Origin of the sequence: Paenibacillus glucanolyticus NBRC 15330, from assembly GCF_004000885.1 — a bacterium.
GTDB lineage: Bacteria > Bacillota > Bacilli > Paenibacillales > Paenibacillaceae > Paenibacillus_AQ > Paenibacillus_AQ glucanolyticus.
Genome location: NZ_BIMC01000005.1, coordinates 33255 through 45317 on the forward strand (window position 1 = coordinate 33255; position 12063 = coordinate 45317).

Below are 12063 nucleotides of genomic sequence, written 5' to 3' on the forward strand. Positions count from 1 at the left end.
GAGCCACGAGTCATGGGGAAAAAGAAAACACCAGCAACCCAGCCCAATGAAAGCCAGCCGCTTAATCCAAGCTCTGCCGCACTGTACAAAACCGTCTGGAGATGGCACTTCTATGCCGGCATCCTATTTGCTCCTTTTCTGATCATCCTGGCTATAACCGGCTCCGTTTACTTATTTAAGCCCCAGATTGAACAAGCGCTATATCGGGACTACTACACGGTAACCCCTCAGGTTGAAAGGGTAACTCCAAGCAAGCTGGTCGGACAAGTTAAAGAGCTCTACCCTGATGCTACCATTACCAAGTATCGCCCCGGCGAGTCGGACTCCCGCTCCACGGAAATCAGCATGACCTCTGGCAATGAATCCATGACCGTCTTCATGAATCCTTATACGGGAGAGAAAATTGGCGAGCTGAAAGACAAAGACCGCATAATGGACAAGATCGAGGAATTCCACGGTGAGCTGATGGTCGGGACGATCGGAGACCGAATCGTCGAACTAGCCGCCTGCTGGGCGATTGTGCTCATCCTGACCGGCCTGTATTTATGGCTTCCGAAAAATAAAAACAAAAGCAAAACCAAGAAGAAGAGAAGCCTTGCCGGCGTCCTGTATCCAAGGCTCGGCAAGGGCAAGCAAATTCTCCGCAGGGATCTGCATGCCGTACCCGCCTTCTGGGTTGCAGCAGGCATGTTATTTCTCATCATGACCGGATTGCCATGGTCAGGCCTGTGGGGCAGCAACTTTCAGACCGTGGCAACCAATACCGGTGCCGGCTACCCTCCGTCCATCTGGTCTGGCAGCGCGCCATCCTCCCATGTGGTGCAGACCAAGGACGTGGCAGAAGTACCCTGGGCTGCAGAGAATCTGGAGGTGCCGAACTCCAGCATCTCCGACTTTATGCCACTTCCGATCGAAGATGTAATGTATGTCGCGAGAAGCGAGGGCATCCATCCGAGCTATACGATCAGCATCCCGCAGCAAGCGGATGGTGTCTATACGCTGTCCGCCTATCCGCCTAAAGCCCAGGATGAGGCCACGATGCATATCGACCAGTACAGCGGAGCGGTTTTGGCAGATTATCGCTATGATCATTACGGATCGGTCGGCAAAGCCGTCGCCCTTGGGATTACGCTGCATAAAGGAACCCAATTCGGCATCGTAAACCAGATCTTCAGTTTGCTTATATGCGTGGGAATCGTTCTAATCGCGGTAAGCGGTCTGTACTTGTGGTGGAAGAGAAAACCGGAACATGGGCTGGGAGCACCGAAGGCACCCGAGGTGGATGCCAAGCATAGGAGAGTATTCCTTCTGCTCTTCATCGCTCTGGGGATTCTGTTCCCGCTGGTGGGATTATCGCTCATCATCGTCTGGCTCATCGATCGGTTTATCGTTCGGAGAATATCGGCTGTCAAGACATTTCTGAATGCCTGAACAACATATTCAAACCATAACAAGGGGTGGCGGTTTCATGATCGTAAAAAGCCGTTTTATAATGTCCATTCTGCTGTCGGTCCTATTGCTGAGTGCTTGTTCGGCCAATCCTGACGCAGCCAATCGGTTCGAAAAGGAAATTCCGCTGATCGCCGAGGTTAATATCCCCGACACACTATCCGTGAGTCAACCGGAGACCATCGAGATCATCCTTACCCAGGGCGGCCAAAGAGTGCCGGGTGCGGACTTTGTCCATTACGAGCTGTGGAGCCATGACGGCTCCCTGCGTGACCCTATGACGGATGCGGTAGAGGTAGGAGAAGGTGTGTATACAGTAACCAAAACCTTCGATAAAGAGGGGCTTTATTTCTTTAAACTTCATTGCGGCAATAACGGCTCCATCATCATTCCCCAAAAACCGTTCGCGGTCGGAGCATTGTCCGAGGCAGAGCTTGCCTATCTCCAAGCGGAAACCCCGACATTTCAAGAAGGCACAGCTGAACATCAGCATTAAAAATAAGACTTCATCTAGGATAAAAACCGGCGCCGAATCTCCGGCGTCGGAACCATGCATTCGTTGGAGCGTCCAAACCAGCGGTAACGGTTCTTTGCTACCCAGCGGTACACCAGGTTCCGTAAGACAGGCGGAATCAGGATGAGCGCATACGACAGCGACCATGGAAAGCGAAGACGCCGTGCAATGCGAAGAGCACCTGTCGACCTTGTATAATACTTCCCATTTTCAATCAATATCATCGTTTCGGTTGACTCTCCATCAAATCCCCCTTGGCGCAGCAGCTCCTGTCCAATCTCCGATTGCAGCGAAGCAAAGCGGAACGCCCCCGCAGGATCTCTCCGAATAATGAATTGGGTCAACCCTTGGCACAAATGGCACACGCCATCGATCAGCACAACGGCATAGTCCTCATTATTTACGATGCGTTGATCCTCCATAGTTCGCAGCCCCCTCGTATTATATAAAAAAACACGTCTCTCGACGTACTTTCTCAGACAACAGATTGCATACAGCAAAACTCATTCTTGCAAGTTAAGATTAGCAAGCCGCTAATCGAATAGTTTATACTTTCTTCCTTAAAGAAAAAACGCAGGAGCCCTCTCCTACGCTTGATCAAGTACGCTATTTTTGGTTTTACTACTCAGCAGCTTTACTCAGCCACTCGCCGTCTTTCATCTGCTGGTCGAATTCGTTCGAGAATTTCTCCATGCATTTGCATATGAAATCTTTACGACAAACCGGGCAAGGTACTTTCCCAAGTCGGCTGAGCGCAGTCAGTTTCCATTCCGGGAAGCGGTTGTAGAATACGCGAATATCCGTTCCGTCAGCCGTGTGGATAATGAATTCGTATAGCCCTTCTTTGTCATTGCTTCCAGCTGTGGTCACACTTGCAATATGCGGTCTGTATGGCATGTCATCACCCGTTTATTTTATTTAAATTCCTTATGACTGGTTTGTACTTTCTGGTACTTAGTCATATTAAAGAATTTTAGAGGTGATGTCAACCGAAGAACACATCCAGGATCGAGCCAAGCTGGCCTCGCTTTTTCCCTTCCAATATATCCGGGTTGAACACTTCCACATATCCGCAGTTTGTGCAGGAAACAAACAGGAAATGGTTGTGCTGAATATCAAACATCTTGCTTAGTCCTGCTCCCGACATGGAGACCTCCTTCGTCTGGCAGTGATTGCCTCCGCATTTACTGCACACAAACCGTTCCTCGATCATTTGTTCAATACGCATCCCAGGTGCCCCTTTCTCAATACTCAATCATAAGGAGAAATACGGAGTTTCATGTAAAAAGTTTCATATATGCAAGCTGAGCTGACAAAAAAAGATGACCCTCATATAAGAGAGTCATCCCCATTTCTTGTTCTTGTTCTTATGGTTAGCTTACGCTTAACTCCACGTCGATGTTGCCTCGGGTTGCCTTGGAATAGGGGCAGAACGCATGCGCTTTTTTGGCGAGGTCCTCGGCTTGGCTTCGTTCGATACCCGGCATTTCAATCTTCAGCTTCACCGCAAGCTTGAAGCCGTCGGCACCTTCGTCTTTTCCGATCATCACCTGGGAGTGGATCACAACATCCTTAAGCTGCACGCCTTCTTTACGGGCTATATTAGCCAAGGCGCTTTCGTAACAAGCCCCGTATCCAGCCGCAAACAGCTGCTCCGGGTTGGTTCCATCCCCGCCGGGTCCACCCAGTTCCTTCGGCATGCTTAATTTGTGATGAAGAACTCCATCCGTGGATTCAACGGAGCCTTCACGTCCTCCAATGACTTTTACATCTGCTGTGTATAATGGTTTCATACTCGTTCATCTCCTTCATGCCCTATTATGATCTCTACATGTACTCTTTAAACTTATGGCACAGATTGAAACGACAAATAGGGCCGTTCTCAGGAAACACCATATTTACCAATCATAAAAAAACACCAAAAAAGCTGTGATTCAAATGGATGATTCCACTTCAATCACAGCTTTTTCTAAAGTATGCGGTAGAGAGGACTCGAACCTCCACGGGTATACACCCACTACCCCCTCAAGATAGCGTGTCTGCCATTCCACCACTACCGCATAGTATAAGGGAAGTTCTGTAGCGAACATTCCCTATTATACTGTTCTGCAATACAAAAGTAAAGAGTTAATTATTGAGCTCCAAATTCGGCACCTGCATAGCTATGTCTTGTCATTTCTCTTATCCTTGCGGTAAGCAGAAAATTCGATATATTCGCGGATGAACTCCTTCTCATTCTCTGCAAGTCCCGACATGGCAAGATCAGCCGCTTCCGGGTCCACTTCATATTCTCCCCGGGATTCCCTGACCCGAGTATTGGGACTGCCCTTGCCAATAATCAACCAATCCAGACTCACGGAGAAGAATGCAGCGATCTCAATCAATTTATTTGTGCTCGGCGTTGTTTTCCCCCTCTTCCAGTCACCAAAATTTCCTGTGCTGATCCCGAGGGTTTCGCAAAACGCCTTCTTGGTCATACCCCGGCTTTCTATGAGATGTTCGATTCGTTGGTAAATAGACTGCATTAAACAACCGCCTTCCTATTCTCTCTAAAAAGAAAATATCTTATGTACGTAATTTTTTCTTGCACAATGACTTAATTAAGTGTATAATCAATATATATTGCCTAAATTATACCATAGTACTCATAGATCGTTGTATCTTTTACTCATGAGTCTATTTAGTACGAGGAGCGAGTAATTTTGCCCTACGATACCATAATCACATCTTGGAACAATGCGGTTCACTCCTTGAACAAGGGACTGATGATCATTACCCCCGACGGCATCATCGACAAAATGAACGATCCACTCATTGCCATGGCCGAACAATACGGTGTTTCCCCTGAGTTCAAGTGGCAGGGGACATCCTTTTTTGATATCACTTCCCAGCAGTTGGGACAGGCCTCATTCGATCATTTTTTTGATGTGGTGGACTTCCCTGCCATCAAGGATGTTATAGCAGGAAAGCTGCCTGAATATTCCTTTGAATATGCAGTGAATGGGAACGGTCAAGATATCTGGGTGCTATGCGAGGTCATGCCGCTGCTTATGAGTGATGACAACCTTATCCATGGAGCCATGCTCTCCTTCACTGACATTACGAAGTTTAAGCACAAGGAGCTGCTGCTGGAGCAAGCACTGGCCCACAGCTATCCCTTGCCGGGACACATTCCGATCTGTGCTGTATGCAAATACGTGCGCCATGCCGAAGAATGGGAGCCGGTCGAGAGCTATTTGGAGAGTCGTCTCCCGATTGAATTCACACATGATATTTGTCCCGATTGCATCCGCAGATTATACCCCAAATATTCCTCCATCCTGGATGATCCCCAGATACCTGATTAGATGAATACATAATACAGCACAAATAAGCAGCTTCGTCATCCGAATAATACGGAAGGGGAAGCTGCTTATTCATCATTCGGCGATCTTTCGTATATTACGCGTTCACAAAACGAAGTAGAGGGCTTATGAGAGCCGGCAGCACCGATACATGCCCTTCCCCCTCAATTTCGGTAAGAGCGGTCTCCAGCACGTCTTCTTGCCCCTTGAGAAACGCATACAGCTCTCTGGCGTCTTGAACCATGGACGGTTTCTCCTGAGCTCCGACATATATGTGCAGCTCTTTGCGCTGTCCAGTTTGCAGTATACGCGCTTTCCCTTCTTCCCATTGCTTGTACAGCATGTAGTTCTTCCACCATACGGAGGGACATGCCGCTATGTACCGCTGAAAGGCCTGCGGCCTGGTAAACAGTGTATGCAAGGTAAAATAACCCCCCAGCGAGTGCCCAAATAACGCCTGCTTCGCAAGGTTTACCGGATACTGCCGTTCTACTGCTGGCTTCAGCTGATCCTCGATGAACGCATGGAATGCCTCGACACCGCCTGTCTCCGGCCATTGAAATCCATTGGGACGGACCGGCAGCTCATCGGTATCGGCATATTCCGTAAAGTTATAGAAACGCTCATTACTCACGATAGGACTGTCGCTGTCAAAGCCGATGCCCACAATAAGAGCCGCAGGGATGCCGCGGGGCGTACGAGACTGAATGCGAATCGCCTCTGCAAGCGATCCGAAGGTAGCATTGGCATCCAGTGAATACAACACAGGATACCCGCCCTCGGGCGGAGGCCCCATCGGCTCGGCAATGAAGATACGGTATTCACGGCCCGTAAGGTCGGACTGCATAGACCAGGTCACCGTCCCGGGTATGTGAAACAAACTGTTGTTATGGTGAGTACTTGGGCTCTCACCCTGAGCTTGCTTCGCCTTCGGCTCCTCCCCTTGGGCCTCCTTCATGAACAACCATTGCAGTGCATCGGGAAATCTTCTGGCCATAAAGATGGCGTCATGGGTTCCATCCGGATCTACCTTCAGCTGCAGTCGCTGCTTGCTCATCCCATTTTCACCCCAAAACCGATGGGCCTCAAGGTTATTAGGGAACATATTCTTCTGTGCATTTTTCTTATATACACCCTCTTGACGTCCCACAGACATAAATACCCTCAGGCTGGCTGGCAGGCTCCCCTGCTGCCTGATGAAATCCATAACCCCTTCATACCACAGCGAAGCCGACAGCATCCCGATTCTTCCAAAACTCTCGGGACGCCAATATCCCGCAAACATCGAGATCAGCCCGCCAAAGGAGCCGCCGATAATCGCCGTATGTTCAGGCTCAGGGAGTGTCCGGTATTGTCCGTCAACGTGGACTTTAATGACGTCAGCCACTTCGTCTACGTAGGCTCTGCCCTGCCCCCCGAAGGGCGGGTTCCCCTCCAGCAGAGAATCTGCCGGCCATGGCGTATACTCATCATTGCGGTTTACAGGTGATATTCCGACCAGGATAACCTCATCCAATTGCCCGGTTGAAAACAAATGCTCCACATAATTCAAGCAGTCCATGAACAAATCTCCATGATCCTGCACATAGGCAACAGGATAAAAGCGTTCCGAATCCTGATAAGAAGGGGGCAAATACAGTTTGAGTTCCCTGTTCTCAACCACCAGCTGCTGATAACGATTCATGTAATCCTCCCGAAAGCTTCTTTTATTTTCTCATGCGAATCAATAGATAGATGAAATAAGGCACTCCGATCACGGACACCACAATCCCTGCAGCCAGTTCGGCCGGAGCAAATATCGTTCGGCCGATGAAATCGCCGATGACAACAATCGCCATCCCGGCTATGCCGCTGACAGGTATAATATGCCTGTGCCGCAGTCCCACCAGCTGTCTGGCCAGATGCGGAGCGATCAGACCGACAAATCCAATGCTGCCGGACACGGCAACACTCGCGCTGATCAAGCCGATGCTGCACAGCAGCAAAATATTTTTCTCACGTTCGACAGATACCCCTACACTCTTCACGCTTTCTTCACTAAGCTGGAACAAGTCGAGCACCTGTGAGCGGAACCATATAACAGGCGGCAAAATAATGAGCCAAGGCAGCATAGTGACCACGAACTTCCAATTGGCACTGTGAAGGCTGCCGGCAAGCCAAGCTACGGCCATCTCGTAATCCGACGGGTTCATTTTGAGAGAGAAGAACATCGTTATGGCCCCAAAACCGGAAGCAATCGCAATACCCACCAGGATAAGCCGCTGCGGGTCCAGCTTCCCGCCTTCTCTGGCAAACATAAATATGGCCGTTGTCGCTGCTAACCCGCCTGCAACGCCAAACATGGGCATCATCATAACCCCAAGCCAGCCTGACATCGTGATCTGGCCCTGCAGTAAGAACATGAACAGAACAACCGCCATGCCTGCGCCGGCATTGATGCCGAGAATGCCCGGGTCTGCAAGTCCATTACGCGTTACGCCCTGAATAACGGCCCCGGCCATGCCCAGCGCAAATCCTACGAGTGCACCAAGTACAATGCGCGGAAGACGGAATTCAAACACAACGAGATCGAAGTCCGAATTGGGATTCAACCGGAGCAGCGTCTGGAATACTTCCTTAATCGACATGTCAAAGGTTCCGTTCGTCAAACTGAAGTATATCGCCGTCAAGACAATAGCAATTCCTCCAGCAACCACAAGCGGGAATCGATAATATGTGTTACGCACGCTGCGCCCCTCCCCTCGTCTTGATCAGATACAGGAAGAAAGGAACCCCGATTAATGATGTAATGACACCGACCGGCGTTTCAAACGGGAAATTCACAAAGCGCGCAAGAATATCACATAACGCAAGAAACATGCCGCCTAATACTCCCGAGACGGGTACAATCCATCGATAATCGGAACCTGACAGGAACCGGGCTATATGAGGGATAATCAAGCCCACAAAGGCAACCTTGCCCGCCAGCGCCACCGACACGCCTGTCAGAATAACAACCGCCAGCATCGCGAGGGCTTTGATCAGCCATGTATTCACACCAAGCCCCTTGGCCGTCTCATCTCCAAGCGACAGGAGTGTGATCGATTTGGACAATACGATGGCAAGGCATAGACCAACGATAGCAAAAGGAATGCTCAGCTTGATCAGCTCAGGGTCCATTGCATGCAGCCGGGCATTGTACCAGAAGCTGATATTTTGCGAGATTTGAAAATAGGCGGCTATCGCCTCTGCAGTCCCGCTAAGAAACGTACCGATCACGGTACCGAGTATAGCCAGCCGAACCGGACTGAGCCCATTTGGTATGAGCCACGCCAATCCGAACACAACGGCAGCCCCGATGGCCGAACCAATCAATGAACTGACGATGTACATATTGGAGCTGGCATTCGGGATAAATACCATAAACAGCGTGACGGCAAACACAGAACCGTCAGACACCCCCATAATGGATGGTGAAGCCAGATAGTTCCGCGTCATGCCCTGCATTAAAGCTCCTGAAACCGCGAGGAAGGCACCGATGAGCATCGCGCCTACTACCCTTGGCATTCGGGAGCTCATAATAATCTGATGATCAACACTCTCCGAGTCAAAAGCAAAGATGGAATCCCAGACGGTATCCATCGTAATATTCTTGGCCCCATACAGGATGGAGGCCGCTATGAGTAATAAACAGACTGCCGGGGCCATCACAAGGATGACAGCCGGCAGTGATTTTTTGAACCCCATGAACAACACGCCTTATACGTTTATACTGGAACTTTTATTTACTTAGTCAGATTCTCGACTGCAGCTTTCAGGAACATAATTTTGCTGTATGCTGTTCCTCCTTGAGCAAGCGGATCGACCACATTGACAAATGCGGTGCCGTTCTTGAATGCGTTCAAGTTCTTCATGATTGGATCATTCTGCAGCTCTTCCAGTGCATTGGGCGTATCCTTGTTCTCATCTGGTGAGAACTGTACGAATACATAATCCGGATTCATCTCCGCAATTTTCTCTTTTGAGATCAATTCCTGTGCCTTGGCTGCCGCTACTTCTGCTGGGACTGCAATCCCCAAATCCTCATACAACACCGGGTTAAAGAATACGCCGGCAGGGTATATGTACATCTCGCCTGCACGAATACGAATCGCCAGAACCTTCTTGTCCTTCAGGCTATCTCCAAGGGTAGTTTTGACTTCTTCCAAATCTTCTTTATATTTGGCTATTTCCTGCTCAGCCTGCTCCTGCTTACCGCTTAACTCGCCAAGCAGTTTCAAGTTGCTTTCCCAGTTGGTTGACACATGGGAGTATGGAATCGTAGGCGCAATTTTGTTCAATTGTTCAATGACTTCAGGTTTGGCTTTGGACGATCCCAAAATGACATCAGGCTTCAGAGACAGAATCGATTCAAAATTCGGCTCCATTTTCTCACCGACCGACGTGGCTTCCTTCGTAATCGACTCAAACATCGGCGGGAATTTGCCTGAGAAGGTGATGGCTCCAACCGGATTTACATCCAGTACAATGGCGTCCTCCATCGCTTCAACCGCACCGGTGATGACAATACGATCCGTTTTTGCCGGAAGTGTGTATTCCTGATCGAGGTATTTCACAACCTTTGTATCTGACTCAGCGGTTTTCGCTTCTTCATTCGAAGTGCTCTCCTCCGCGGGTTTGCTCGTTTCTGCCGCACCGTTCGTGCTTGCTGCGTCCGTATCCTTAACTTCGTTGCCCCCTCCACAAGCGGATAACACCAAAGTGAATACCATCAACAGCCCTAAGACCCATTTCATTCTCTTCATCTCTCTCCATTTACCCCTTCCATGATCAATGATCACTTAATAATTGATAATGATTATCATTATTGATTATGGTATAGGATTTGCCCTTTTTTCACCATGGACAAATAACCGGATTCATCATGGACATTTTCCGGAAAACAACCGGAAGGCCTCCTCAGCCATATGCTCCATCGCGATGGGCGAGTACTCGCGCCAAGGATAAGAGGATAATTGATGGAATGATCCCTCTCTCACTGCTGGGAGCGTCATCCATTCCGGCGTAGCCTGCAATCTTCTCCAATGGGCCAGTGTCTCGGAATCCTGACGAATCAGAAGCAGAATACGCCCTGCGCAGCTCTCTTTGATCTGCTCCATCGTCAGCCCCCTGCCGTTCTCGAAATCCAAAGACAGCGCCGGCTGGAAATTAAAATCATCATATAATAATTCCTTCATGCCCGGATGACTGTAACTCATCAGCTCATCCTGATGCAGGCGTGCGGTCAAAAGGGTCCGCTGTCCCATCCTGCCAGGGGGGAGCTTCTCGCGGTAGGACGATATTTTCCGATGAAACCCTTCAATCCACTGCTCCGCCTCCTGCAGCTTGTCCAGCACTTCCGCCAACCCAAGCAGATTGCTCTGCCATCCCTCATGCTCTCCCGGCATCTCGTAGAGAGGGGCGATCAGCCGAAGCTGGTCCTTCTCCCATTCTTCTATTCCGTGTGCACAAACAATAAGCTCCGGACGCGCCGAAGCAAGCTTCTCCAGATTCGCATATTTATTATGATTCTGACGGTACGCATCGAGATGCACCGGAATATCCGGACCGAGAACATTATAATAGTGTTGCGACCACTTGGGATGAAGCGGAGCTGCATACGGCGTGAAATCCAGCGGCATAACATAGCCCAGTAGGGTAGTTGAACCATACAGGGCCATTTTGTTTTTCCTTGTCTTCATATATACCGAGGGAGAGATTCCAAATGCCTTCTTAAACTTGCGGCTAAAATAAAACTCATCCTTGTATCCCACCATATGCGCAACTTCCCGCAGCAAAGAATCCGAACCCAGCATCAGCTGCTTCGCCTTGTTCAAGCGTACATTTGCCAAATAGTCCATCGCGCTATGACCATACGTCTTCTTATACACCTCTACAAAATATTTAGGACTCAGCTCGGACAGACCGGCTAGTTCGTCGATCGTTAAATCTTCATTATAATGTTCTTCAATATACTCCTTCACCCGCTCCAGCGCTTGTCTCTTGTCGTTCTTGGCGTATGGACCGCATCCAGCGACCATTGTATATAACAGCTCTTGAAAATCAATCTGTACCCTCCACTGTTTTAGGGGGTCCTTGCTGTGAAATTCCTTGTGCAGCGTGCGGCAGACAAGATTCAAGCGGTCAGGGGAGCTGACAACGAATATGCCGTCATAGGGCGTGAAAGCTGCCTCGTCCACCTCATGCAATCGACCACAGCCCAACTCGCCTTCATAAAAACCAAAATGAAGGATCGCAACCGCCGTCAACTCTTGTTCCTCCACACTTCGATGATCGTCGCTCGTAATACCAAACGTGGATCCCGCCGCACAAAAATAAACACACCCCTTATTCATTCGGGTGATTTGTTCTGCCTGCTGCAAAGAGGCCTCCCCGCTAAGGGGGACGATCAGGGCCGACTGTACGGTCAGCTGTTGGTCAAGGGACAAGCTGTGTCCATGAACGATATCGATATTCCATAAACGGGCCATCAGCCCGCCGTATTCTTTCGGATCATTCTTATCACTGCTATTGCTCATCAGATTTAACATATATACTAGATCCCAACCTTAATTAATGAGAATGGTTATCATTATCATATAATTATCACACACCGTGTCAAATGTCCAGTGGGAGCATCCTCTTTTCAGAATTGTCACAAGTATAGACCCAACATAAAAAAGCAGCCTTGCCTCCACAGGGAGTCATGACTGCTTCTTCAAATGGGATATATCTAAT

General features: G+C 49.2%; 13 protein-coding genes and 1 tRNA gene. 3 read left to right on the forward strand and 11 right to left on the reverse strand.

Annotated features, from left to right (window positions below; translation table 11 throughout):
• Window positions 1-12 precede the first annotated feature (12 nt).
• Together PGL02S_RS09950 and PGL02S_RS09955 are read left to right on the forward strand one after the other, a co-directional pair.
• The gene (locus PGL02S_RS09950; RefSeq protein WP_036642576.1) at window positions 13-1431 is read left to right on the forward strand and encodes a PepSY-associated TM helix domain-containing protein; all 1419 of its coding nucleotides are present in this window, start codon (window positions 13-15) and stop codon (window positions 1429-1431) included.
• A 37-nt stretch (window positions 1432-1468) separates the two neighbouring features.
• Window positions 1469-1945 carry a FixH family protein gene (locus PGL02S_RS09955; protein ID WP_036642580.1) on the forward strand — a complete coding sequence of 159 codons (477 nt, stop codon included), beginning with the start codon at window positions 1469-1471 and terminating at the stop codon, window positions 1943-1945.
• 14 nt (window positions 1946-1959) lie between these two features.
• On the opposite strand, the gene PGL02S_RS09960 is transcribed toward PGL02S_RS09955, so the two are convergent.
• The 6 genes from PGL02S_RS09960 to PGL02S_RS09985 form a co-directional block, all read right to left on the reverse strand.
• On the reverse strand, window positions 1960-2385 hold the full coding sequence (locus PGL02S_RS09960; RefSeq protein WP_006212367.1) for a thiol-disulfide oxidoreductase DCC family protein: 426 nt from the start codon (window positions 2383-2385) through the stop codon (window positions 1960-1962).
• Between the two features lie 199 nt (window positions 2386-2584).
• Window positions 2585-2860, reverse strand: a complete 276-nt coding sequence (locus PGL02S_RS09965; RefSeq protein ID WP_006212368.1) for a hypothetical protein — start codon at window positions 2858-2860, stop codon at window positions 2585-2587.
• 88 nt (window positions 2861-2948) lie between these two features.
• Entirely contained in the window at window positions 2949-3191 is a 243-nt protein-coding gene (locus PGL02S_RS09970) for a zinc ribbon domain-containing protein (RefSeq protein WP_006212369.1), read from the reverse strand.
• Window positions 3192-3336: 145 nt separating this feature from the next.
• Window positions 3337-3756, reverse strand: a complete 420-nt coding sequence (locus PGL02S_RS09975; RefSeq protein ID WP_006212370.1) for an organic hydroperoxide resistance protein — start codon at window positions 3754-3756, stop codon at window positions 3337-3339.
• Window positions 3757-3940: 184 nt separating this feature from the next.
• Window positions 3941-4023, reverse strand: a tRNA-Leu gene (locus tag PGL02S_RS09980).
• Window positions 4024-4125: 102 nt separating this feature from the next.
• Window positions 4126-4488, reverse strand: a complete 363-nt coding sequence (locus tag PGL02S_RS09985; protein WP_006212371.1) for a helix-turn-helix domain-containing protein — start codon at window positions 4486-4488, stop codon at window positions 4126-4128.
• 177 nt (window positions 4489-4665) lie between these two features.
• On the opposite strand from PGL02S_RS09985, the gene PGL02S_RS09990 reads away from it, so the two are divergent.
• The gene (locus tag PGL02S_RS09990; protein WP_006212372.1) at window positions 4666-5310 is read left to right on the forward strand and encodes a hypothetical protein; all 645 of its coding nucleotides are present in this window, start codon (window positions 4666-4668) and stop codon (window positions 5308-5310) included.
• Window positions 5311-5404: 94 nt separating this feature from the next.
• Here PGL02S_RS09990 and PGL02S_RS09995 read toward each other — a convergent pair whose 3' ends face one another.
• The 5 genes from PGL02S_RS09995 to PGL02S_RS10015 all read right to left on the reverse strand — a co-directional run bounded on the left by PGL02S_RS09995 (window position 5405) and on the right by PGL02S_RS10015 (window position 11864).
• A complete protein-coding gene (locus PGL02S_RS09995) occupies window positions 5405-6991 on the reverse strand; it encodes an alpha/beta hydrolase (RefSeq protein ID WP_036642582.1) in 1587 nt (528 codons plus the stop codon).
• Window positions 6992-7013: 22 nt separating this feature from the next.
• Window positions 7014-8033 carry a FecCD family ABC transporter permease gene (locus PGL02S_RS10000; RefSeq protein ID WP_006212374.1) on the reverse strand — a complete coding sequence of 340 codons (1020 nt, stop codon included), beginning with the start codon at window positions 8031-8033 and terminating at the stop codon, window positions 7014-7016.
• Entirely contained in the window at window positions 8026-9033 is a 1008-nt protein-coding gene (locus tag PGL02S_RS10005) for a FecCD family ABC transporter permease (protein WP_036642584.1), read from the reverse strand. The genes PGL02S_RS10000 and PGL02S_RS10005 overlap by 8 nt, the downstream gene beginning before the upstream one ends.
• A 38-nt stretch (window positions 9034-9071) precedes the next feature.
• Window positions 9072-10091 carry an ABC transporter substrate-binding protein gene (locus PGL02S_RS10010; RefSeq protein WP_036642586.1) on the reverse strand — a complete coding sequence of 340 codons (1020 nt, stop codon included), beginning with the start codon at window positions 10089-10091 and terminating at the stop codon, window positions 9072-9074.
• 117 nt (window positions 10092-10208) lie between these two features.
• Complete coding sequence (locus tag PGL02S_RS10015) at window positions 10209-11864, reverse strand: AraC family transcriptional regulator (protein WP_244892303.1); 1656 nt, start codon at window positions 11862-11864, stop codon at window positions 10209-10211.
• Window positions 11865-12063 lie beyond the last annotated feature (199 nt).

Coding starts and splice junctions, on each gene's coding strand:
- PGL02S_RS09950 (WP_036642576.1), top strand. CDS start 13: ATGGGGAAAAAGAAAACACCAGCAACCCAGCCCAATGAAAGCCAGCCG.
- PGL02S_RS09955 (WP_036642580.1), top strand. CDS start 1,469: ATGATCGTAAAAAGCCGTTTTATAATGTCCATTCTGCTGTCGGTCCTA.
- PGL02S_RS09960 (WP_006212367.1), bottom strand. CDS start 2,385: ATGGAGGATCAACGCATCGTAAATAATGAGGACTATGCCGTTGTGCTG.
- PGL02S_RS09965 (WP_006212368.1), bottom strand. CDS start 2,860: ATGCCATACAGACCGCATATTGCAAGTGTGACCACAGCTGGAAGCAAT.
- PGL02S_RS09970 (WP_006212369.1), bottom strand. CDS start 3,191: ATGCGTATTGAACAAATGATCGAGGAACGGTTTGTGTGCAGTAAATGC.
- PGL02S_RS09975 (WP_006212370.1), bottom strand. CDS start 3,756: ATGAAACCATTATACACAGCAGATGTAAAAGTCATTGGAGGACGTGAA.
- PGL02S_RS09985 (WP_006212371.1), bottom strand. CDS start 4,488: ATGCAGTCTATTTACCAACGAATCGAACATCTCATAGAAAGCCGGGGT.
- PGL02S_RS09995 (WP_036642582.1), bottom strand. CDS start 6,991: ATGAATCGTTATCAGCAGCTGGTGGTTGAGAACAGGGAACTCAAACTG.
- PGL02S_RS10005 (WP_036642584.1), bottom strand. CDS start 9,033: ATGGGGTTCAAAAAATCACTGCCGGCTGTCATCCTTGTGATGGCCCCG.
- PGL02S_RS10010 (WP_036642586.1), bottom strand. CDS start 10,091: ATGAAGAGAATGAAATGGGTCTTAGGGCTGTTGATGGTATTCACTTTG.
- PGL02S_RS10015 (WP_244892303.1), bottom strand. CDS start 11,864: ATGAGCAATAGCAGTGATAAGAATGATCCGAAAGAATACGGCGGGCTG.